The organism is Scandinavium sp. M-37 (assembly GCF_043558715.1).
Lineage (GTDB): Bacteria > Pseudomonadota > Gammaproteobacteria > Enterobacterales > Enterobacteriaceae > Scandinavium > Scandinavium vulneris_A.
Window position 1 is genome coordinate 15,956 of record NZ_JBIGIN010000029.1, and the last position, 22,946, is coordinate 38,901.

At 57.1% G+C, this 22,946-nt stretch carries 14 protein-coding genes; 7 read left to right on the plus strand and 7 right to left on the minus strand.

All coding sequences use genetic code 11. From position 1 onward, the window contains the following. Positions 1-2: 2 nt before the first annotated feature. The 4 genes from trmD to ffh all read right to left on the minus strand — a co-directional run bounded on the left by trmD (position 3) and on the right by ffh (position 3,108). Positions 3-770, minus strand: a complete 768-nt coding sequence (gene trmD, locus ACG0Z5_RS18315) for a tRNA (guanosine(37)-N1)-methyltransferase TrmD (RefSeq protein WP_319786403.1) — start codon at positions 768-770, stop codon at positions 3-5. A 45-nt stretch (positions 771-815) separates the two neighbouring features. Then, entirely contained in the window at positions 816-1,364 is a 549-nt protein-coding gene (gene rimM / locus ACG0Z5_RS18320) for a ribosome maturation factor RimM (protein ID WP_394449981.1), read from the minus strand. 18 nt (positions 1,365-1,382) lie between these two features. Beyond that, on the minus strand, positions 1,383-1,631 hold the full coding sequence (gene rpsP, locus ACG0Z5_RS18325; protein ID WP_394449983.1) for a 30S ribosomal protein S16: 249 nt from the start codon (positions 1,629-1,631) through the stop codon (positions 1,383-1,385). Positions 1,632-1,746: 115 nt separating this feature from the next. After that, positions 1,747-3,108 carry a signal recognition particle protein gene (ffh, locus tag ACG0Z5_RS18330; protein ID WP_394449985.1) on the minus strand — a complete coding sequence of 454 codons (1,362 nt, stop codon included), beginning with the start codon at positions 3,106-3,108 and terminating at the stop codon, positions 1,747-1,749. Positions 3,109-3,273: 165 nt separating this feature from the next. Between ffh and ACG0Z5_RS18335 the strand changes: the two genes are divergently transcribed. Together ACG0Z5_RS18335 and ACG0Z5_RS18340 are read left to right on the plus strand one after the other, a co-directional pair. Beyond that, positions 3,274-4,065, plus strand: a complete 792-nt coding sequence (locus ACG0Z5_RS18335; protein ID WP_394449987.1) for an inner membrane protein YpjD — start codon at positions 3,274-3,276, stop codon at positions 4,063-4,065. 19 nt (positions 4,066-4,084) lie between these two features. Continuing rightward, complete coding sequence (locus ACG0Z5_RS18340) at positions 4,085-5,371, plus strand: HlyC/CorC family transporter (RefSeq protein ID WP_319629041.1); 1,287 nt, start codon at positions 4,085-4,087, stop codon at positions 5,369-5,371. Between the two features lie 42 nt (positions 5,372-5,413). On the opposite strand, the gene grpE is transcribed toward ACG0Z5_RS18340, so the two are convergent. Continuing rightward, on the minus strand, positions 5,414-6,007 hold the full coding sequence (gene grpE / locus ACG0Z5_RS18345) for a nucleotide exchange factor GrpE (protein ID WP_319629042.1): 594 nt from the start codon (positions 6,005-6,007) through the stop codon (positions 5,414-5,416). A 122-nt stretch (positions 6,008-6,129) separates the two neighbouring features. Between grpE and nadK the strand changes: the two genes are divergently transcribed. The 3 genes from nadK to bamE all read left to right on the plus strand — a co-directional run bounded on the left by nadK (position 6,130) and on the right by bamE (position 9,231). After that, positions 6,130-7,008: an NAD(+) kinase gene (gene nadK / locus ACG0Z5_RS18350; RefSeq protein ID WP_319629043.1), complete on the plus strand. Its 879-nt coding sequence runs from the start codon at positions 6,130-6,132 to the stop codon at positions 7,006-7,008. 85 nt (positions 7,009-7,093) lie between these two features. Next, the gene (recN, locus tag ACG0Z5_RS18355) at positions 7,094-8,755 is read left to right on the plus strand and encodes a DNA repair protein RecN (protein WP_394449989.1); all 1,662 of its coding nucleotides are present in this window, start codon (positions 7,094-7,096) and stop codon (positions 8,753-8,755) included. A gap of 137 nt (positions 8,756-8,892) precedes the next feature. Beyond that, positions 8,893-9,231 carry an outer membrane protein assembly factor BamE gene (gene bamE, locus ACG0Z5_RS18360; protein ID WP_319629045.1) on the plus strand — a complete coding sequence of 113 codons (339 nt, stop codon included), beginning with the start codon at positions 8,893-8,895 and terminating at the stop codon, positions 9,229-9,231. 45 nt (positions 9,232-9,276) lie between these two features. Here bamE and ACG0Z5_RS18365 read toward each other — a convergent pair whose 3' ends face one another. Both ACG0Z5_RS18365 and ACG0Z5_RS18370 read right to left on the minus strand, forming a co-directional pair. Continuing rightward, positions 9,277-9,564 (minus strand): RnfH family protein, encoded by a 288-nt coding sequence (locus ACG0Z5_RS18365; protein ID WP_394449991.1) that lies wholly within the window; start codon positions 9,562-9,564, stop codon positions 9,277-9,279. Beyond that, the gene (locus tag ACG0Z5_RS18370; RefSeq protein ID WP_394449993.1) at positions 9,554-9,991 is read right to left on the minus strand and encodes a type II toxin-antitoxin system RatA family toxin; all 438 of its coding nucleotides are present in this window, start codon (positions 9,989-9,991) and stop codon (positions 9,554-9,556) included. Before ACG0Z5_RS18370 ends, ACG0Z5_RS18365 begins: the two co-directional genes overlap by 11 nt. Positions 9,992-10,137: 146 nt before the next feature. On the opposite strand from ACG0Z5_RS18370, the gene smpB reads away from it, so the two are divergent. Both smpB and ACG0Z5_RS18380 read left to right on the plus strand, forming a co-directional pair. Continuing rightward, complete coding sequence (smpB, locus tag ACG0Z5_RS18375) at positions 10,138-10,620, plus strand: SsrA-binding protein SmpB (protein ID WP_319629048.1); 483 nt, start codon at positions 10,138-10,140, stop codon at positions 10,618-10,620. A gap of 785 nt (positions 10,621-11,405) precedes the next feature. Continuing rightward, positions 11,406-22,943: a BapA/Bap/LapF family large adhesin gene (locus tag ACG0Z5_RS18380; protein WP_394449996.1), complete on the plus strand. Its 11,538-nt coding sequence runs from the start codon at positions 11,406-11,408 to the stop codon at positions 22,941-22,943. The last annotated feature ends 3 nt before the right edge of the window (positions 22,944-22,946 follow it).

The following is a 22,946-nucleotide window of genomic DNA, read 5'->3' on the forward strand; positions in this document are numbered from 1 at the left end:
GCTTACGCCTCACCATCATGTTTATGCTGCTGTTGTGCGTGTTCCCGTTGGAACTCCGCCAGCAACCTTACTTGCTCTTCAGTCAGAGCCAGGTTTTCCAGAAGTTCAGGTCTTCTCAGCCAGGTCCGGCCCAGCGACTGCTTCAGACGCCAGCGACGTATCTCGGCATGGTTGCCTGACAGTAATACTGCCGGGACACTCATCCCTTCTAACACTTCAGGGCGGGTATAGTGTGGACAGTCCAGCAACCCATCAGCAAAGGAATCTTCCGTTGCGGATGCTTCATGGCCCAGAACCCCCGGAATGAACCGGGAGACGGAGTCAATCAGCGTCATTGCTGGTAACTCACCACCGCTGAGAACGTAATCGCCGATAGACCATTCTTCGTCAATCTCGGTTTGGATTACGCGCTCATCTATCCCTTCGTAGCGACCGCACACCAGAATCAACTTCTCACTGGTCGCCAGTTCGCTGACGCCTGCTTGATCAAGCTTGCGTCCCTGAGGTGAAAGATAAATCACCTTTGCGCCTTCACCTGCCGCGGCTTTTGCTGCATGAATGGCATCCCGTAAGGGTTGCACCATCATTAACATCCCCGGTCCGCCGCCGAAAGGACGTGAGTCCACGGTACGGTGCCGGTCATGGGCGAAGTCACGAGGACTCCAGCTCTGGATGTTCAGCAGGCCATTTTTTACTGCCCGGCCAGTTACCCCGTAGTCGGTAATCGCGCGAAACATCTCTGGAAACAGGCTAACTACACCAATAAACACAAGCCAATCCCCATAGTGCCGTCTTTTACCGGTAATCCGGAGGTTTTAAAAACCAGGATCCCAATCTACTTCAATGGTTTGAGTAGTGAGATCGACTTTCTTGATAACCTGCCCATCGAGGAACGGAACCAACCGCTCCTTGATACCAAATGCATCTTTCAGGTTTGCCTTAATGACGAGAACGTCATTGGACCCGGTTTCCATCATGTCGATGACTTTACCGAGGTCATAGCCTTCAGTGGTTACTACCTGGCAACCCATAAGGTCTTTCCAGTAATAGTCACCCTCTCCGAGCTGAGGCAACTGCGAGGAATCCACGAAAATTTCGCAATTTGTCATGAGATTCGCTGCATCCCGGTCTTCAACGCCTTTCAGCTTGATAACCAGGTCCTGATTGTGGTGACGCCAGCTTTCCAGCTCGACAACTTGCCACTGACCCGCCTTCTGGATATACCAGGGCTGATAGTCAAAAATGCTTTCGGTGTCTTCGGTGGAGGAAAACACTCTGAGCCAACCACGAATACCGTAGGAAGAGCCCAATTTGCCAACCACGATCGGTTCAGCAGGGACTTTCGCGGCGAGTTGCTTGCTCATCATGACCACCGTGACAGATTAAGCTGCTTTATTAGCGGCTTTGATCAGCGTTGCAACGCGATCGGAAACAGTAGCGCCCTGGCCAACCCAGTGAGCGATACGATCCAGATCCAGACGAGTTTCTTCTTCAGACGCAGATGCGATTGGGTTGAAGAAACCAACGCGCTCAATGAAGCGACCGTTGCGTGCATTACGGCTGTCAGTAACAACAACCTGGTAGAACGGACGCTTTTTTGCGCCGTGACGTGCTAAACGAATAGTTACCATAACATCCTCTTGTGTGAATAAAACACCGGGCCCCATCGAGGAACGGAGCCCGGTGTCATATTAAAAGCCCGAAAATTTTACTGATTTCTGGGCGAAAAGCAATCTCTAAAGCGATTTAGCGCCCTGGAAAACCAGGGGGCATCATGCCTTTCATCCCGCGCATCATCTTCGCCATCCCGCCCTTCTTCATTTTCTTCATCATGCGCTGCATGTCGTCGAACTGTTTCAGAAGACGGTTAACGTCCTGCACCTGCATCCCGCAACCCGCCGCGATACGGCGTTTACGTGAACCTTTGATGATTTCCGGATGGGCGCGCTCTTTGAAGGTCATCGAGTTGATGATCGCTTCCATACGCACCAGCACCTTGTCATCCATCTGCGCTTTCACGTTGTCAGGAATTTGGCCCATGCCCGGCAGTTTGCCCATCAGGCTCGCCATGCCGCCCATGTTTTTCATCTGACGCAGCTGCTCGAGGAAGTCGGTGAGGTCAAAACCGTCACCCTTCTTGAGTTTGTTTGCCAGTTTTTCCGCCTGAGCGCGGTCAACTTTGCTCTCGATATCTTCGATAAGCGACAGCACGTCGCCCATGCCGAGGATACGGGAGGCGATACGATCCGGGTGGAACGGCTCCAGCGCATCGGTTTTTTCGCCAACGCCGAGGAATTTCACCGGTTTGCCGGTGATGTGACGAATCGACAGCGCTGCACCACCGCGCGCATCACCATCGACCTTCGTCAGGATAACCCCGGTCAGCGGCAGCGCTTCGTTAAACGCTTTCGCGGTGTTCGCGGCATCCTGACCGGTCATGGCATCGACCACAAACAGGGTTTCGACCGGATTAATCGCGGCATGAACCTGTTTGATTTCGTCCATCATCGCTTCATCGACGTGCAGACGACCGGCGGTATCCACCAGCAGCACATCGTAGAATTTCAGCTTCGCTTCTTTCAGCGCCGCGTTAACGATATCGACCGGCTTCTGCGCAACGTCGGACGGGAAGAAATCCACGCCAACCTGCTCGGCCAGGGTTTCCAGCTGTTTAATCGCCGCCGGGCGATAAACGTCCGCAGAAACCACCAGCACTTTCTTTTTGTGCTTTTCGCGCAGGAACTTACCGAGTTTACCGACGCTGGTGGTTTTACCCGCCCCCTGCAAGCCTGCCATCAGCACCACCGCCGGTGGCTGAGCGGCCAGGTTAAGCACCTGGTTCTCTTCGCCCATCGCCGAAACCAGTTCCTGACGAACGATTTTGACGAACTCCTGGCCCGGCGTCAGGCTCTTGTTAACTTCATGGCCTACCGCGCTCTCTTTAACACGGTTGATGAAATCACGGACGACAGGCAGCGCGACGTCAGCTTCCAGCAGCGCCATGCGCACTTCGCGCAGCGTGTCTTTGATGTTGTCTTCAGTAAGGCGTCCGCGCCCGCTGATGTTGCGGAGCGAACGCGACAAACGATCGGTTAAATTATCAAACATTGTCTCTCGCCTGAGGTGGAAACGTTTGGTCGCCACAGCGACACATACACAGAATTTTGCCGCAGTATAACACGACACCGCACGAGTTGTGATGCAACGGTTGGAGCCTGAGTCACGTAACGTTATACTGCTTCTCTTTCATCACACGCCAATGTCGACATCTCTATGCCTGTTTTTGCCCTGCTCGCGCTTGTTGCCTACTCCATCAGCCTTGCGCTGATCATTCCTGGCCTGCTGCAAAAAAACAGCGGCTGGCGGCGTATGGCTATTTTGTCTGCGGTCATCGCCCTGATTTGCCATGCATTTGCGCTGGAAGCGCGGATCCTGCCCGGCGGTGATAGTGGACAAAATCTGAGCCTGTTAAACGTCGGTTCGCTGGTGAGCCTGATGATCTGTACGGTGATGACGATAGTCGCCTCGCGCAACCGCGGCTGGCTGTTGCTGCCGATTGTGTATGCCTTTGCATTGATCAATCTCGCCTTCGCCACCTTCATGCCCAATGAGTTCATAACCCATCTGGAAGCGACCCCGGGCATGATGGTGCACATCGGGCTGTCGCTGTTTGCTTACGCGACGCTGATTATCGCGGCACTGTATGCCCTACAGCTGGCGTGGATTGACTATCAGCTCAAGAATAAAAAGCTCGCCTTTAGCAGCGAAATGCCGCCGCTGATGAGCATCGAGCGTAAAATGTTTCACATCACCCAGGTGGGTGTTGTGTTGCTCACTCTGACCCTGTGCACCGGTCTGTTTTACCTGCACAACCTGTTCAGCGTTGAAAATATCGACAAAGCGGTTCTGTCTATTATCGCGTGGTTCGTCTATATCGTGTTGTTATGGGGTCATTATCATGAAGGCTGGCGCGGACGCCGCGTGGTCTGGTTTAACATGGCAGGCGCAGGACTTTTGACGCTGGCCTATTTTGGTAGCCGTGTCCTGCAACAGTTCGCGAGCTAAGACATAAAGGAATCTCCGTTTGGAACATATCTCAACCACAACGCTTATCATCACGCTTGTGGTCATGGTCATTATCTCGGCCTACTTCTCCGGCTCAGAAACCGGGATGATGACCCTCAACCGCTACCGGTTACGCCACATGGCCAAACAGGGCAACAGCGCCGCAAAACGTGTCGAAAAGCTGCTGCGTAAGCCTGACCGTCTGATTAGCCTGGTGTTAATCGGCAACAACCTTGTGAATATTCTCGCCTCTGCATTGGGCACTATCGTCGGGATGCGCCTGTATGGCGATGCGGGCGTGGCGATTGCCACCGGTATTCTGACTTTTGTGGTGCTGGTTTTTGCCGAAGTACTGCCAAAAACGATTGCCGCGCTGTACCCGGAAAAAGTGGCCTATCCGAGCAGCTTCCTGCTCGCACCATTGCAAATTTTAATGATGCCGCTGGTGTGGTTGCTGAACGCCATCACCCGCATTCTGATGCGCATGATGGGCATCAAAACGGATCACGTGATCAGCGGGGCGCTCAGCAAAGATGAGCTGCGCACCATCGTGAATGAATCGCGCTCGCAAATTTCCCGCCGCAATCAGGACATGCTGCTGTCGGTACTGGATCTGGAAAAGGTCAGCGTTAACGACATTATGGTGCCGCGCAATGAAATCGTCGGGATTGATATCAACGACGACTGGAAATCAATCGTCCGCCAGCTCACCCACTCCCCGCACGGGCGCATTGTGCTGTATCGCGACTCGCTGGATGACACCATCAGCATGCTGCGCGTGCGTGAAGCCTACCGCCTGATGACTGAGAAAAAAGAGTTCACCAAAGAAGTGCTACTGCGCGCAGCGGATGAAATCTATTACGTGCCGGAAGGAACGCCCCTCAGTACCCAGTTGGTGAAATTCCAGCGCAACAAGAAAAAAGCGGGCCTGGTGGTCGACGAGTACGGCGATATTCAAGGTCTGGTGACCGTGGAAGATATTCTTGAAGAGATTGTCGGTGATTTCACCACGTCAATGTCCCCTTCGCTGGCAGAAGAAGTGACCCCGCAAAACGACGGCTCGGTGATTATCGACGGCACCGCCAACGTGCGTGAATTGAATAAAGCCTTTAACTGGCATTTCCCGGAAGACGAGGCCCGCACCATTAACGGCGTGATTCTGGAAGCACTGGAAGAGATCCCGGCGATTGGCACGCGCGTGCGAATCAACCAGTACGATATCGATATTCTCGACGTTCAGGACAATATGATTAAGCAGGTGAAAGTGGTGCCGGTGAAATCACTGCGGGAGAGTGTCGGGGAATAATTAAGTACCTCTCCCCGAGCGGGGAGAGGTTAAGCGTTGGAATTACGCCTTCGCTTTCGCGACCGAAACCATCGCCGCGCGAATAGTACGACCGTTGAGGGTGTAACCCTTCTGCATGACCATCAGCACGTTACCCGCCGCCACATCGTCTGACTCGACCATCGCAATGGCCTGATGCACGTTCGGATCCATCGGCACGTTGGTGTCACCCACAACTTCTACGCCGTACTTGCGCACCACATCGAGCATCGATTTCAGGGTCAGTTCGATCCCTTCAACCATCGGCGCCAGATCCGGATTGGCTTTATCAGCCACTTCCAGCGCACGATCCAGGCTGTCGATAACCGGCAGAAGATCGTTCACAAACTTCTCGAGCGCAAATTTGTGCGCCTTCTCGACGTCCTGTTCGGTACGACGACGCAGGTTTTCCATCTCGGCTTTGATACGCAGCACGCCATCGCGCTCACGGGTCTGCGCTTCGACGAGTTGAGCTTCCAGATTCGCAATTTTCTCATCGCGCGGATCCACCTGCTCAGCCGAAGTCTCAGGCTCCACGGCCTCTACCTCATCGTGCTGGTCCTTGATAATTTCTTCCGGGGCTTGCCCCTCAGGCGTTTTCTGTTCTTTACTACTCATGAATTTCTCCGCGTTTTTTCGTATTCATCTCGCTGACTTCGCTTATTATGGGGATCGTGCTGCGGGATTCAAGGGAAGCAAGCACATTGTCATCATTCATTCGTCACAAGGACCTCCAGAAAATGAACAATCATTTCAAGTGTATCGGTATTGTCGGTCATCCCCGCCATCCTACCGCGCTGACCACACATGAAATGCTGTACCGCTGGTTGTGTACCAAAGGCTACGAAGTGATTGTTGAGCAACAGATTGCTCGCGAGCTGCAACTGAAGAATGTTGCCACCGGCACGCTGGCTGAAATCGGCCAACAGGCAGACCTGGCAGTGGTGGTCGGCGGCGATGGCAATATGCTCGGCGCCGCGCGTACCCTGGCGCGCTACGATATCAAGGTTATCGGCATCAACCGCGGTAATCTCGGCTTCCTGACCGACCTCGATCCGGACAACGCGCATCAGCAACTGGCTGACGTACTGGAAGGTCACTATATCACCGAAAAACGTTTCCTGCTTGAAGCCCAGGTATGCCAAAAAGAGTGCCAGAAGCGCATCAGCACGGCGATAAATGAAGTGGTGCTGCACCCGGGCAAAGTGGCACACATGATTGAATTTGAAGTCTATATCGACGAAGTGTTTGCTTTTTCTCAGCGCTCAGATGGTCTGATTATCTCCACGCCAACCGGTTCGACGGCCTACTCTCTCTCCGCTGGCGGACCTATTCTGACGCCTTCTCTGGATGCCATTACCCTGGTGCCCATGTTCCCACATACGCTGTCTGCCCGACCGCTGGTAATCAACAGTAGCAGTACCATTCGCCTGCGCTTTGCGCACCCGCGCACGGATCTGGAAATCAGCTGTGATAGCCAGATTGCGCTACCGATTCAGGAAGGTGAAGACGTGCTGATCCGCCGCTGCGACTACCATCTCAACCTTATCCACCCGAAAGACTACAACTATTTCAACACGTTGAGCTCAAAACTCGGCTGGTCAAAAAAATTGTTCTGAAATCGCCCTGAGCTCTTTACTGTATAAAAAACCAGTTTATACTGTATGAAAACACAGTTATGGTTTTTCATACAGGAAGACGACTATGCTGGCACAACTGACCATCAGCAATTTTGCAATCGTACGTGAGCTTGAAATCGATTTTCATAGCGGAATGACGGCCATCACCGGCGAAACCGGGGCCGGTAAATCTATTGCGATTGATGCCCTCGGGCTGTGTCTGGGTGGTCGTGCCGAAGGCGATATCGTGCGCGCCGGTGCCAGCCGGGCGGATCTCTGTGCCCGCTTTTCATTGAAAGATACCCCAGCCGCCCAACGCTGGCTGGAAGCCAATCAGCTGGAAGAAGGGCGTGAGTGTTTACTTCGTCGGGTGATCAGTAGCGACGGGCGTTCCCGGGGCTTTATTAACGGCACCGCCGTGCCGCTGTCGCAGCTGCGCGAGCTGGGCCAACTGCTGATTCAGATCCACGGTCAGCACGCGCACCAGCTGCTGGTTAAACCCGAACATCAAAAAACACTGCTCGATGGCTACACCGGTGAGTCGGTACTCACTCAGCGTATGGCGGAACACTATCGCCAATGGCATCAGAGCTGCCGCAGCCTGGCTCAGCATCAACAGCTCAGCCATGAACGCGCCGCGCGGGCCGAACTGCTGCAGTATCAGTTGAAAGAGCTGAATGAATTCCAGCCGCTGGCGGGTGAATTTGAGCAAATTGACGAAGAGTACAAGCGCCTCGCCAACAGTGGCCAGCTGATCAGCACCAGCCAGCAGGCGCTGAATCTGTTGGCAGATGGTGAAGACGCGAATCTGCAAAGCCAGCTGTACAGCGCCCGCCAACTGGTGGGTGAACTGACCAGCATGGACGCTAAACTTTCCAGCGTGCTCGAGATGCTTGAAGAAGCAGCCATTCAGCTGAGCGAAGCCAGCGATGAATTGCGTCACTATTGCGATCGTCTCGACCTCGATCCAAACCGCCTGTTTGAGCTGGAGCAACGCATCTCGCGCCAGATTGCGCTGGCACGTAAGCACAATGTCACCCCAGAAGAGCTGCCGGTGTTTTATCAGGCCCTGCTCGATGAACAGCAAGAGCTTGACTGCCAAGCCGACTCTGCGGAAACCCTGGCCCTGGCGGTGAGCAAACACCACCAGCAGGCGCTGGAAACCGCCCAGCAGTTGCACGCCCTGCGTGTCGCCAGCGCAACAGAATTAGCCGGGCTGATTACCGACAGCATGCACTCACTCTCAATGCCTCATGGCCAGTTCACGATTGATGTCAGCTTCGAAGAGAACCATCTGACGGCAGAGGGCGCGGATCGCATTGAGTTCCGGGTCACCACCAACCCGGGGCAGCCGCTGCAGCCGATTGCCAAAGTGGCCTCAGGCGGGGAGTTGTCCCGTATTGCGCTGTCGATTCAGGTGATCACGGCGCGTAAAATGGAAACCCCGGCGCTGATCTTCGATGAAGTCGACGTGGGTATCAGCGGCCCGACGGCGGCGGTGGTCGGTAAACTTTTGCGCCAGCTTGGCGAGTCCACTCAGGTGATGTGCGTCACCCACCTGCCGCAGGTGGCAGGCTGTGGGCATCATCATTTCTATGTCAGCAAAGAAACCGATGGGGCGATGACCGAAACGCACATGCAGCCGCTTGATAAGCGCGCCCGTTTGCAGGAACTGGCCCGTCTGCTCGGCGGCAGCGAAGTCACCCGTAATACGCTGGCAAATGCCAAAGAGTTGCTGGCGGCATAAACTTTTTCGGTAACTCAGGGTCATAGACAACAACAAAACGCCACAAGACCAGTTTCAATGTCCGGCAAGGTCTATTATCATCGGCATATGACAATTGAGCCGTGAACTGCTCAGGCCCGAAAAGGAATGAAATCACTATGCGCTGTAAAATGCTGACTGCTGCCGCAGCGGTTCTTCTGATGTTGACCGCAGGCTGTTCCACTCTGGAACGAGTGGTTTACCGTCCTGACATCAACCAGGGTAACTATCTGGCACCTAACGACGTCGCAAAAATTCGTGTCGGCATGACACAACAGCAGGTTGCCTATGCACTGGGCACCCCGATGATGTCCGATCCGTTCGGAACGAATACCTGGTTCTACGTGTTCCGTCAGGAACCGGGCCATGAGAAGGTGACTCAGCAGACGCTGACGCTGACCTTTAACAGCAGCGGTGTGCTGACTAACATCGACAACAAACCGGCGCTGACGAAGTAATTCAGCCCGCTACAGACGTAAAAAAAGCGCTCATTGAGCGCTTTTTTATTTTGCGGATTTCTCTGCCCGCTGGCGACGCAGCGCTTTCGGGTCAGCAATGAGCGGGCGGTAAATTTCTACCCTATCGCCGTCATGCACCCGATCCTGCAATTTGACTGCCCTGCTCCAGATGCCGACTTTGTTGCTACTCAGATCGATCTCCGGGCGCAACTTCATCACACCGCTGGCAACAATCGCCTGCTCAACGGTGGCACCTTCGTCCAGGGAAACCTTTTGCAGGTACTGCTTCTGCGGCAAGGCGTAAACCACTTCCACGGTGAGCTTAGCCGACACTGTAAACCTCTTTGGCACGCACCGTGAACGCCTGCACCATGTTTGAGGCCAGCTCTTTGAAGATCCGACCAAACGCCATTTCTATCAGCTTATTGGTGAACTCAAAATCGAGGTTGAATTCAATTTTACAGGCGTCCTGGCTAAGCGGGGTAAACGTCCAGCCGCCGATCAGTTTCTTGAACGGACCATCCACCAGATGCATTAAAATGCTCCGGTTGCTGGTCAACGTATTGCGGGTCGTAAAGGTTTTGCTGATACCCGCTTTTGATACGTCAACCGCCGCCGTCATTTGCGACGGTCCGGCCTCCAGTACACGACTCCCGGTGCAGCCGGGTAAAAATTCAGGATAGGCATCCACATCATTCACGAGTTGGTACATCTGTTCCGCGCTGTAAGGCACAAGCGCAGTACGACTAATCTGAGGCATAGCAATTTCCACTCACTGTCATCGCGCAAATAATATCATTTATCGGGTGTTAAAAAAAACGCTGTGCCGCAACTCGTGCTAAGATAGCCCATTGCGCCTCGCGGGAGGATTGAGGCAATGTACAGAAAAGATGACTTCAGGACACTATGACTAAGAAAAAATCAAACAAACCTGGATCAGCCACTATCGCGCTGAATAAACGCGCCCGTCACGAATATTTTATCGAAGATGAGTATGAAGCGGGTCTGGCCCTGCAGGGCTGGGAAGTCAAATCCCTGCGTGCGGGTAAAGCCAACATCAGCGATAGCTACGTTATCCTACGAGACGGTGAAGCCTTCCTGTTTGGGGCTAACTTCACGCCGCTGGCCGTCGCCTCAAGCCACTACGTGTGCGACCCTACTCGTACCCGTAAGCTGCTGCTTAACCAACGCGAACTCGATAGCCTGTTTGGCTCGATCAATCGCGAAGGTTACACCGTCCTCGCGCTCTCCCTTTACTGGAAGAATGCCTGGTGTAAGGTGAAGATTGGCGTGGCTAAAGGTAAGAAACAGCACGACAAACGCTCCGACCTGAAAGATCAGGAATGGGCGCGCGATAAAGCCCGCATCATGAAGCATGCCGGACGCTAAATATCCTTAGTCTAAAACCATCCCGACAACGGTGACTCACACTGTCGGGATGATTGCTTTTATGGGACAGGATCTTCTACAGGTGCAACCCTTCTCTTTTCTCCCCCTTAATAAACTTTCCGGCAATACTCCACGTTAATAATTAAGTAGGCAGCGACTCTCTTTATATTGTTAAGGATATATCATGTAATCTTGCACCTACTTATTATGGGTTATTATTTAACATTAGCCGATAGGTTCTGAGACGACTTTTACGCTGAAGAGTGAAAAGAAAACTGAGAGATTTATCACACTCTCCAAGCGTGTAAACCATTAGAGATGGTAACCATTCTCACTATTCCCCTGCAAAGTACATCTTCCCTTACGGCAACACAATCTTCTATAGATCAACGTATTAAACTCAAATCACATCACGTCTTTTCGGGCAACTTTCTCAAGCAGGTCGGATCACCTGGAGGAAAAAGGACTAATTGTTCACTTTTGCTAAAGCTCACTTAACCCCTGCTTAATTTGCACAATCTTTCGTTCCTGTCTATATCATGATCAGTACCCAGCAAATTTAAGCTGATAAAAAACAGGGGTTTTCATCCCAAAATAATTCGTCCGTATTCCGGTAAAGACTATTTTTTAATTCCTGCTTTGACGGGCAATGGATTTGTGCGCCCGAAATTTAAGACAAGGGCAACCCCATTTAAGGCATTAACTGCGGGAATACGTTTTATCGTGCGGCGTTTACCTTGCTTGCATAAACGGTAGTACCACTTTATTTGGATGGAGTGATAACCATGCGTCCTTTTTCTATCATTTCTGAATTGACCGGCGTCACCAGCAATGTCGAAGCCACAGAAGTCACCCTTTCTGCCCCGTCCGTGGTAAAGCTTCAGCTTGAGCGATCGGATATCGCCTCTATCACGCGCTCTGGCCAGGACATGGTTATCAAGCTTCACACAGGCGAAACCCTGACGATCCACAACTTTTACGCCGAGTATCCGCAGGGCACCAACCAACTGGTGCTCGAAGACAGCCACGGCGCATTGTGGTGGGTAGAGGACACCGCCGGTGATTTTCATTTCCAACAAATCGAAAATCTTGACGGCTTCATGGTTGCCGAAGGGCAATCCGACGGCGGCGCTATCTGGCCCTGGGTTCTGGGCGGTGTCGCGGTAGCCGCAGGGATTGGCATTGCCGCCGGAAGCGGCGGCGGTGGTGGTGGTGGTGGCGGTTCCGATGACAATTCTGGCAACGGAAGCGGCGATGGCGATGGAGATGGCAACGGAAACGGCGGTGGTGATAATGGCGGTGACGGTGATGGAGGTGATGGAGGTGATGGAGGTGATGGTGACGGCGATGGAGGAAACGGCGGCAACGGTGGCGGCAGCACCGCAGACACGACCCCGCCTACCGCACCAACTAATCTGGCTGTTTCCCCTGACGGCACCACGCTGACGGGTAAAGCCGAGCCAGGCAGCACCGTTGTAGTCAAAGGTCCGGACGGGACCGTCATTGGTAAAGGCACCGCGGGCAGCGATGGCAGCTTTACGATTGTGCTCGATAAACCCCAGATCAGCGGGGAACAGCTGACCGTTGATGCTACCGATAAAGCGGGTAATACCGGACCAAATGCCGAAGTAACCGCTCCGAATGTCGACTTGCCTGCCACCCCGGTGATTCTCAGCGCGCTGGACGATCACGGCGCAACGCCAACCCCTCTGGGCAATAATCAGATAACCAATGACAACACGCCGTTGTTGAAAGGCACCGGCACCGCTGGCAGCACGGTACATATTTTCCAGGACGGGCATCAGATTGGCACCGCCCTCGTCGGCAACGATGGCACCTGGAACTTTGCCATCACCAACGCTTTATCGGAGGGCGTCCATTCCTTCACCGCGATTGCCTTTAACCTGAAGGGTCGTAGCCTGGAGTCCACCCACTTCACGCTGACCATCGACACCGTTGCACCTGATACGCCACAGCTTTCCGCCGTCACCGACGATGTTCTGACCATTGTCGGCCCGCTGCAAAGCGGTTCTCTCACCGATGATGCCCGGCCCACGCTAAGCGGCAAGGGTGAAGTGGGCGACACCATCACCGTCTATGATGGGCAGACCAAACTGGGCACCACGACCGTCGATGCCAACGGCAACTGGACTTTTACCCCGTCGCAGCCTTTAGCTGACGGGCCGCATACGCTGGTGATTACCCAAACCGACCCGGCCGGGAACGTCAGCGGTAACACGCTGTCCCCGACGTTCACCGTGGATACAACCCCACCTAATCCGGCCCAGATTACCGATGTGTCCGAAAACGGCGCGACCGTCACCGGGACCGCAGAAGCCGGCAGTACGGTATCAATTTACGACAGTAATAACGTCCTGCTGGGATCGGTGGTGGTGGGCAGCAGCGGTGTGTTCGAAGTCACGCTCAACCCGGCACAAACGCAGGGCCAGTCGCTTGAAGCACGCATTCAGGATGCAGCCGGGAACGTCGGGCAGCCAACCGACTTCACCGCCTCAGATTCCGGCTTCCCGGTTCAGCCAATTATCGTTACCGTCACTGACGATTTCGCGCCATCAACCGGGAACGTCACCAGCGGCGGAGACACCAACGACAATACGCCGACGCTGACCGGGACCGCGGAACCGAACGCCACCATTACCATCAGCGATAACGGCATTCCTTTAGCCCCACCAGTGACCGCAGATGCCAATGGCGACTGGAGCTTTACTCCGCTGGTGCCGCTCACCGATGGCGATCACGCCTTTACCGCTACCGCCACAAATACGGCCGGAACCAGCGGGCCGTCGACCTCCTTCACCGTGGATATCGATACCCTGCCGCCAACGCTGAGCAATCTGGCGGTGGTCAGTCAGGGTCAGACCCTGACCGGGACAACCGAAGCGGGCAGCACCGTGGTGGTGAAAGACAGCCTGGGCAACACGCTCGGCACCGCCGTCGCCGATCAGAGCGGTAATTTCTCAATCACCCTGAGTACCCCCAAAACCAACGGCGAATCGCTGACGGTTAGCGTGACCGACAAAGCCGCTAACATCGGTGTTCCAGAAACATTTAACGTGCCGGATACCACCGCCCCGAATCCACCGAGCGGTCTGGTGGTCACGCCTGATGGTCTGCACGTCACCGGCCAGGCTGAGCCGAACAGCACCATCACTATTACCGATGGCAACGGCAACGTAATAGGCACCGGTGTCACCAACGGCAGTGGAAACTTCGTCGCGACGTTAGACACCCCGCAGCTCAACGGTGAGGGTTTGCTGGCAATCGCCACCGATGCAGCGAATAACCCAAGCCAGCCCGCCAGCGTGGTGGCACCTGACACCACCGCCCCGGATGTGCCATCGGGCCTGGTCGTCAACGCCAACGGCACGCAGCTGACGGGCAATGCCGAAGCCGGAAGCACGGTTATTGTGAAAGATCCGGATGGCAACGTGGTCGGCACTGGCAAAGCGGATCCCGCAGGCCACTTTACCCTGACGCTGACGCCTGCCCAGGATAACGGTGAAACGCTGGCGGTGACCGCCACCGATCTGGCAAACAACACCAGCCAGCCTGGCTTTGCCGATGCGCCGGATATCACCGCCCCGGATCAACCGGTTATCCTGCAGGTGACAGACGACGTGCCGGGTATCGTCGGTGCCCTCAATAGCGGAGACACCACCAACGACTCACAGCCCACCCTCTCCGGTAAAGCCGAAGCGGGTTCCACGGTGCAGGTCTATGAGAACGGTAATCTGCTCGGCAACGCCATCCTCGACGGCAGCGGCAACTGGAGTTTTACCCCTGACAGCCCGCTGTCTGAAGGCAGCCACCAGTTTATTGTGAAATCCACCGATGCTGACGGTAACAGCAGCAGCTCTGCGCCATTCAATATACTGGTCGACACCGTGGCTCCCCTGGTTCCGGCCATTACGCTGGTCAATGACGATGCCCCGGGGATGCTCGGTCCTGTCGCCAATACCGGGCTGACCAATGACAGCACGCCAACCATTAGCGGCACCGGCCAGCCTGGCTCAGTTGTCCATCTGTTTGATAACGGGGATTTTGTCGCCAATATCACCGTCACGCCATCGGGCACCTGGAGCTACACCTTTACCACTCCGCTCACAGGGACCGATCATTCGTTGACGGTCAACGCCAGCGATGACTATGGCAATACCTCGACCGACTCGGCGGCCTGGACCTTTACCCTGGATACCACCGCGCCAGCCGTGCCCGGCTTAACCGACGTCACGACAGCCGGGGGCACGACGCTCGATCCTGGGCAGTTGACCAATGAAACCCAGCCGCACCTGACCGGGACCGGCGATATCGGTTCAGTGATTACTATTTACGACAACGGCGTCGCCATCGGCCAGGTAACGGTTGATGGCCTCGGGGAATGGGACTTCACGCCCCCCCTGCCGCTGACGGACAATAAAACGCATGTTCTGACCGCTACGGCCACGGATGAAGCAGGCAATGAAAGCGCCCCGGCAAGCTTTACCCTGCAAGTGGATGCCACTGCGCCTGATGCGCCGATTATTGTGTCGGCCACCATTGAAGGCAGCAACGGCGATATTGTGCTGGCGAACGGCAGCGTGACCAAGGAGACGGAGCCGTTGCTGAGCGGTAACGCCGAACCTAATTCCTCCGTCACGCTGTACAACAACGGCGCGTTCCTGGCGACGGTGCCGACCGACGGCAACGGCGCGTGGAGCTATTTGCCGAGCACCGGCCTGACTGAAGGGCTGCATGTGATCACCGCCACCGCCACCGATGCGGCGGGAAATACCAGCCCAATATCCGGCGGCTTCTCAGTGCAGATCGATCTTACCCCCCCTGACATCCCGGCCGCCCCACTGGTTACGGATAATGTCTTGCCGGTGGTCGGAAACATCGCCGATAACGGTTCAACCAACGACACGACCCCTACCTTCAGTGGAACGGGTGAAGTGGGCAGCACCATCACGATTTACAACGGCACGGATATCATGGGTACTGCTCTCGTCAACGAGAGCGGCAACTGGAGCTGGACGCCTGGCTCCCCGCTGCCCCTGCCGAATTACGTCATTACCACCACCGCCACCGACCCCGCAGGCAATACCAGTGCGCATTCGCCATCGGTCAGTTTCACGATTGACACCGATGTTCCGAACGCGCCGGTGATCAGCTATGCCGAGGATGACGTTGGCCCACTCGTCCAGGTCACTACTGGCGGCAGCACCGACGACAACACCCCGGTTCTGCACGGCACCGCCGAAATCGGCAGCACGGTAAGCATTTTTAATGGCAGCACCCTGGTGGGGACCGCCATTACGGATGGCAGCGGGAACTGGTCTCTGGCGCTCGGTACGCTGACGGACAACACCTACACCTTCACGGCGGTGGCGACCGACAAAGCGGGCAACCCGAGCGGCACGTCAAACTCGTTCACCCTGACCATCGACACCGCGGTTCTTCTGCCGCCAGTCGTGGAGCAAATCGCCGATGATCTTGGGGTGATTCAGGGGAATTTGACCAACGGGATGTTTACCGATGACCAGACGCTGGTGATATCCGGAACCGGTCAGAATGGCACTACCGTAGTTATCTACGATAACGGCGTCGAATTGGGTACGGCGGTGGTCAGCAACGGGCAATGGTCGTTCCCGACCCCGACGCTGACGGTCGATCCGCTGACGGAAACTCAGCACAGCTTTACCTTCACGACCCGAGACGGGGCTGAGGAAACGGCCCCGACCGCCCCGATTGTCATCACCGTGGATATTGCTCCTCCTCCCGAGCCTGTGGTTGATCTGGTTTCACCTGACGGTACCAATGTGAGCGGAACGGCGGAAGCCAACTCGACGGTGATCATCAAGAACGCCGCGGGAGATGTGATTGGTCAAGGCGCAGCGGATGCAGGCGGTAACTTCAGCGTCACCCTCTCTCCGGCGCAAACCGCGGGACAAACGCTGACCGCCATCGATCAGGATCGGGCGGGTAATCAGAGTGGTGGCGTCGATTTCACCGCCTCTAACTCTGGCCTGCCGGATGTGCCGGTGATCGGCCAGATCCTCGATAACGTTAGCCCGGTCGTCGGCCCGGTCGCCCCTGGCGGCAGCACCGACGACACCACACCAACCCTGAGCGGCACCGCCGAAGCCAACGCCACCGTACATATTTACATCGATGGCAATCCGATTGAAGCAGGCAACGTTGTGGCTGACGGCAGCGGTAACTGGAGCTTTACTATCCCTTCCGACTTGCTGGAAGGGCCGCACAGCTTTACGGTCTCGGCCAGTAATGGCCAGGGCACCGGCGGGCTTTCTGCGCCAACGACCATTACCGTCGATTTAACCGCCCCGCTGGCACCGTTCATCACCAATGCCACGGACGACGTTCCGGCCAACGTAGGCACCCTGGGCAGCGGACAGTTGACCAACGATGTGCGCCCAACGCTGAACGGGGTAGGCGAACCGAATGCCACCATCACCGTTTACGATAACGGGGTAGCCATTGGCACTGCCACCGCCAACGGCAGCGGGAACTGGAGCTTTACGCCGACGGCGGATCTCACCAGCACCTCGCATGACTTCACGGTGACCGCGACGGATGCCGCCGGACATACCGGACCCCTTTCCGGGATCTTCACGCTGAACATTGATGCGGTCGCCCCGATTATCCCGGCGATCACCTCCGTGGCGAACGATAACGGCACGCTGCCGGTGGCGATCCCATCGGGCGGTGCCACCAACGATACCCAGCCGCTCATCGGCGGCACCGGGGAAATCGGCAGCACCATTACCGTGTATGACAACGGAACCGTGCTCGGCACCGCCACAGTGGACGGAACCGGTACCTGGAGTTTGCCAGCGCCGACGGCCCTGGCCGAAGGCGCTCATAACCTGACCGTCACCGCGACGGATGCGGCGGGCAATACCACCGTGCAGTCAGCCCCATTCCCGATTGTTATCGACACCGCCCCACCAGCCGTACCGACGCTGCTGACGGTGGTCGACGATCAGCCGGGTGTCACCGGGCCACTGGTTAACGGGCAATTGACCAACGACACCACGCCAACCCTCAACGGGCGCGGGGAAGCAGGCGCGACCATTAAAGTCTTCTCCGATGGCGTGCTGGTCGGCAGCGGCACGGTGGACGGCACGGGGGCGTGGAGCGTGACGCCAACCACGCCGCTGACCAATGGGATACATCAACTGACCGTCAGCCAGACCGATCCGGCGGGTAACGTCAGCGCCAGCACCGGCAGTTTCACCGTCAACGTGGATGCCACCGTGCCTGTCGCACCGATTATCACCTCGGTGGCGGACAACACCGCCCCGGTGATTGGCGTAGTGCCCAACGGCGGCAGCACCAACGAAACCCGTCCAGCCATTAGCGGTACCGGCGAAGCGGGTTCCACAATTACGCTGTACAACGGCGTGACGGTTATCGGCACCGCCACCGTTAACGCGGGGGGCAACTGGAGCTTTACCCCAACCACCGCGTTGACCAGCGGCACCTGGAATATCACCGCGACCGCCACCGATGCGGCGGGCAATACCGGCCCTGCCTCTGCCATTCGCAGCTTTACCGTCGATACCGCAGCCCCCACCATCCCGACCATTACCACGGTGTTTGACGATCAGGGCCCGGTCACGGGCAATCTGACCACCGGGGCGGTGACCGACGATGCCCGTCCGGCGATCGGCGGCACCAGCGAAGCCAACGCCAGCATCAAAATTTACGATGGCGGTAATCTGGTGACCACGGTCACCGCCGACGGGAACGGGGCATGGAGCTGGACCCCGGCCAGCGCCCTCTCGCAGGGGAGTCACGTCATCACCGTGACCGCGACTGATGCGGCGGGCAACGTCAGCCTCAGCTCCAACAGCTTTACCTTCGTGGTTGACTCGCAGGCTCCGCTGGCACCGGTGATCACCTCACTTGCCGATGATGTTACCCCGGTCACCGGGCCCATCATCAGCGGCCAAAGCACCAACGACAACACTCCAACCCTGACCGGGACGGCGGAAGTCGGTGCCACGGTGAACATCTACGATGGCACCACGCTGGTCGGCACCACCACCGCCGATGCGCTGGGCAACTGGATTGTCACCACCTCCACGCTGGGCGACGGGCCACACACCCTGACCGCCAGAGCCACGGATGCGGCGGGCAACCTCGGCCCATCATCGGCGGGCTTTGCCATCACTATCGATACCTCGGCCCCGGTGGTTCCGGTATTGCAGACGGTGTCGGATGATGTGACCGGCGGCGTGGTCGGCACGCTGACCAACGGCCAGCTCACCAATGACAACAAACCGACGCTGACCGGCACCGCCGAAGCGGGCAGCACGGTCAGTATTTACGATGGTTCAACCCTGCTTGGCACCACCATCGCGACGGGCGGCACCTGGAGTTTCACGCCGGGCACTGCGCTTACCGATGGCTCGCATACGTTGACCGTGACCGCCACCGATGCCGCGGGCAACATCAGCCCGGCAACCGGCAGTTTCGTGGTGGTGGTGGATGCCACCCTGCCAGTGACGCCTGTCATCACCACTATCGTCGACGATGTGCCGAATATTGTTGGCGCAGTGGGCAATGGGCAGCCAACCAACGACACCCTGCCAACGCTGAACGGCACGGCGGAAGCCAACAGCACCGTGCGCATTTACGATAACGGGGCGCTGGTTACCACCGTCACCGCCAATGGGTCAGGTAACTGGACCTGGACGCCAACTGCGGCGCTGTCTCAGGGAAATCACAGCTATACCGTGACCTCTACTGATGCGGCGGGCAACCTCAGCGCCACCTCAAGCGCAGCCGCAATTGTGGTGGATACCGTGGCCCCAGGCGCACCAACCAACCTGGCGGCGAACAGCACCGGGACACGCATTACCGGCACCGCTGAAGCCAACAGTACCGTGACCATCACCAGCAGCACCGGCACGGTTCTGGGAACCGCCACCGCCGACGGCACCGGAGCCTTTACGGTCACCCTCTCCCCGGCGCAAACCAGCGGTCAGCCGCTGCTGGCCTTCGCCCAGGATAAAGCGGGCAACGTCGGAGGTTCCACCCCGTTCACCGCGCCGGATACTCGCCTGCCGGATGCGCCGACCATCACCAGCGTGGTGGATGACGTCGCCAACTACACTGGGTCAATTGCCAACGGTCAACTGACCAACGACCCAACGCCGACCCTCAGCGGCCTGGCGCAGGCTAACTCGACGGTCACTATTTATAACAACGGCGTGCTGCTGGGCACCACCACGGCAAATGCCAGCGGCGCATGGAGTTTCACCCCAACCGCCAACATGACCGAAGGCAGCCACGCCTTTACGGCCACGGCGACCAACGCCAACGGGACGGGTGCAGCATCGTCATCCATCAGCATTAACATTGATACCACCGCCCCATCGGCACCGGGCATCACCATCAGCGCCGACGGCAGCACTCTCAGCGGAACAGCGGAAGCCAACAGCACCGTGACCATCACCCTGCCGAACGGTGCGGGCACCTTGACCGCCACCGCGGGCAGTGATGGCAACTGGACGCTCACCCTGCCAGTTCGCCAAATTGAAGGCCAGCTGCTAACGGCCACCGCGACCGATGTCGCCGGGAATACTTCCGGCCCAGGCTCGGTGACCGCGCCGCTCTTGCCGCTGTCGGCGGGGGATAACATCACCAACCTGGCGCTGACCTCCACCGCGACCACCACCACCGAGCATCTCACCGACTACGGCTTACTGCTGGTCGGGGCGCTGGGCAACGTGGCGTCGGTGCTGGGGAACGACACCGCGCAGGTGACGTTCAACATCGACAACGGCGGCTCCGGGGATGTCACCATTGATGCGGCCGCCACCGGGATCGTGCTGTCTCTGCTCTCGACGCAGGAAATCGTGGTGCAGAAATTCGATACCGCCAGCGGGTCGTGGCAGACCTTCATCAACACCAGTAATCCGGATTTCGCAAACCTGCTGACCCTGACCGGCAGCGGCGTGACGCTGAATCTAACCGGCCTTACCGGCGGGCAATATCGCGTCCTGACCTACAACTCAAGCCTGCTGGCGACCGGGTCTTACACCAGCCTTGATGTGGACGTGCATAAAACCAGCGCCGGATCGGTCAGCGGCCCGACCACGGAAACCGGGAACGTTATCACCGATCAGGATCCGACCGGCGGGCTGGATAACGCCCCAACCGGCACCACGGTGACGCAGGTGACCAACGCCAACGGCGTCGTGACCACGGTCGGCGCGGGCGGGGCAGACATCGTTGGGCTGTACGGCACGCTGCACATTAACCAGGACGGAAGCTACACCTACACCCTGACCAACACCTCGGCGGCGGTGCTCGGTCATAAAGAGAGCTTCACCTACACCATTACCCACAACGGCGTCAGCGATTCGGCGCAGCTGGTAGTGACCCTCGGCCCGGTTCCGCCAGCCAGTACCGTGGTTACCGCCGATGACAGCGCTTCGCTGGTGTTCAACACCGACGTGGAAGCAGTCAATAACGGGGCGTCGTCGCAGTCGGGCTTTACGGTGGTGGGCGTCGGTCTGGGCAACGTGTTGAGCCTCGACGTGCTCGCCGACATGAGCAACCCTATCAAGTTTGATGTGGAAGATGGCAGCACCCGCACCATGACGCTGCAATCGTCGGTGGGCGGGGTGGCGCTGGCCTCAACCTTCGACCTCTACATCTACCGCTTCAACGATATCACGCAACAGTACGAGCAGTATCAGGTGCAAAAAGGCTGGCTGAACGCGCCGCTGCTTGGCGGTCAGTCAAGCCAACTGACCCTGACCCTGCCCGGCGGTGAATACGTGTTCCTGTTGAATACCGCCAGCGGCGTAACCGCGCTGACCGGTTATACCCTCAACATTTTGCAGGATCACACCTACGCCGTGGACAGCCTCACCGCCAGCACTGCGGGTAACGTGCTGGGCAACGATGTGCTGCCAGCCGGGGCGCTGCTAACTGAAGTGAACGGCGTGGCGGTGTCGCCGACCGGCACTACCACCATTAATGGGCTGTATGGCACCCTGACCATTAATGCCCAAGGAAATTACACCTACACCCTGAAAAACGGCGTTGGGGCCGACAGCATCAAAACCCCGGACAGCTTCGTCTACACCGTGAAAGCGGCGAACGGCGATACCGACACAGCGTCGCTGAACATCACGCCAACACCACACGTGCTGGATGCGGTGAACGATTCCAGCGCGGTGATGGCGGTGACCGCAGTGCAGGACACGCTCGCCTACAGCAACGGTTCACTCGGCTCGGCGACCATCGCCACGCTGGGTAATAAAGGCTCCGGCAGCGGCAGCTTTGATATCACCGGCAATAACGCACTGCTGAACGCCACGCTGACCTTCAAGATAGCTTCACTGGTATCACTCGGCGGATTGAGCGTTGCCTGGTCAATCATTGAGAACGGCAACACGCTGGCGTCCGGCACCATTCCGGCGGGATCGATAAGCCTGCTCAATAACACCATCTCCGTGCCGCTCAACGGGCTGGAGCTGGATGCGGGACATTACACCGTTTCCTTCACCGGGAACCTGACCGGGCTGGCGGTAGGCAATATCACCATCACCCCGACCCTGACCGGGACCACCTCGCATCTGGATATCTTTGAAACCAGCGGCAGCAGTTCGGTGCAGGGCAACATCTTTGACGGCAGTGAATCCGCTGGGGCCTCCGACCAACTGGCGAGCGTGCATACCACCCTGAGCATCATCGGCGCGGGCGGCAGTACCGCCTCGCTGGATCCTGCGGCGAGTGCCAGCAGTGCCACGGTGTTGGGCAAGTACGGCTCGCTGCAATTTAACCTCGACGGGTCATACACCTACACCCTGAACAACGGCGTAGCGCTGTCATCGATAAACAGCAAGGAGACCTTCACCTACACCCTGAACGATCACAATGGTCATACCGATACTGCGACCCTGACCATCAACATGAATCCGCAGATGCTCAGTACCGATCAGCATGACGTGGTCACCGGGTCCGCCTACGGCGACACGATGATTTATCACCTGCTGAACGCGGCGGATGCCACCGGGGGCAACGGCAGTGACAACTGGACCAACTTCAATCTCGCACAGGGTGACAAAGTTGACGTCAGCGCACTGTTAACCGGCTGGGATCACCAAGGGTCTACGCTCGGGAATTTCATCCAGGTCACCACCAATGGGTCTAACACGGTGATTTCAGTCGACCGTGACGGCGGGGGTTCTACCTATCACTCAACGGCCTTAATCACTCTGGACAACGTCCAGACCAATCTGACGGAGCTGCTGCAACAGAACCACATTATTACCGGCTAGTCA

What these genes read in the sequence shown, in the direction of transcription:
- nadK (WP_319629043.1), top strand. Translation starts at nt 6,130, where the DNA reads ATGAACAATCATTTCAAGTGTATCGGTATTGTCGGTCATCCCCGCCAT.
- ffh (WP_394449985.1), bottom strand. Translation starts at nt 3,108, where the DNA reads ATGTTTGATAATTTAACCGATCGTTTGTCGCGTTCGCTCCGCAACATC.
- ACG0Z5_RS18335 (WP_394449987.1), top strand. Translation starts at nt 3,274, where the DNA reads ATGCCTGTTTTTGCCCTGCTCGCGCTTGTTGCCTACTCCATCAGCCTT.
- rpsP (WP_394449983.1), bottom strand. Translation starts at nt 1,631, where the DNA reads ATGGTAACTATTCGTTTAGCACGTCACGGCGCAAAAAAGCGTCCGTTC.
- rimM (WP_394449981.1), bottom strand. Translation starts at nt 1,364, where the DNA reads ATGAGCAAGCAACTCGCCGCGAAAGTCCCTGCTGAACCGATCGTGGTT.
- ACG0Z5_RS18380 (WP_394449996.1), top strand. Translation starts at nt 11,406, where the DNA reads ATGCGTCCTTTTTCTATCATTTCTGAATTGACCGGCGTCACCAGCAAT.
- ACG0Z5_RS18370 (WP_394449993.1), bottom strand. Translation starts at nt 9,991, where the DNA reads ATGCCTCAGATTAGTCGTACTGCGCTTGTGCCTTACAGCGCGGAACAG.
- bamE (WP_319629045.1), top strand. Translation starts at nt 8,893, where the DNA reads ATGCGCTGTAAAATGCTGACTGCTGCCGCAGCGGTTCTTCTGATGTTG.
- recN (WP_394449989.1), top strand. Translation starts at nt 7,094, where the DNA reads ATGCTGGCACAACTGACCATCAGCAATTTTGCAATCGTACGTGAGCTT.
- grpE (WP_319629042.1), bottom strand. Translation starts at nt 6,007, where the DNA reads ATGAGTAGTAAAGAACAGAAAACGCCTGAGGGGCAAGCCCCGGAAGAA.
- smpB (WP_319629048.1), top strand. Translation starts at nt 10,138, where the DNA reads ATGACTAAGAAAAAATCAAACAAACCTGGATCAGCCACTATCGCGCTG.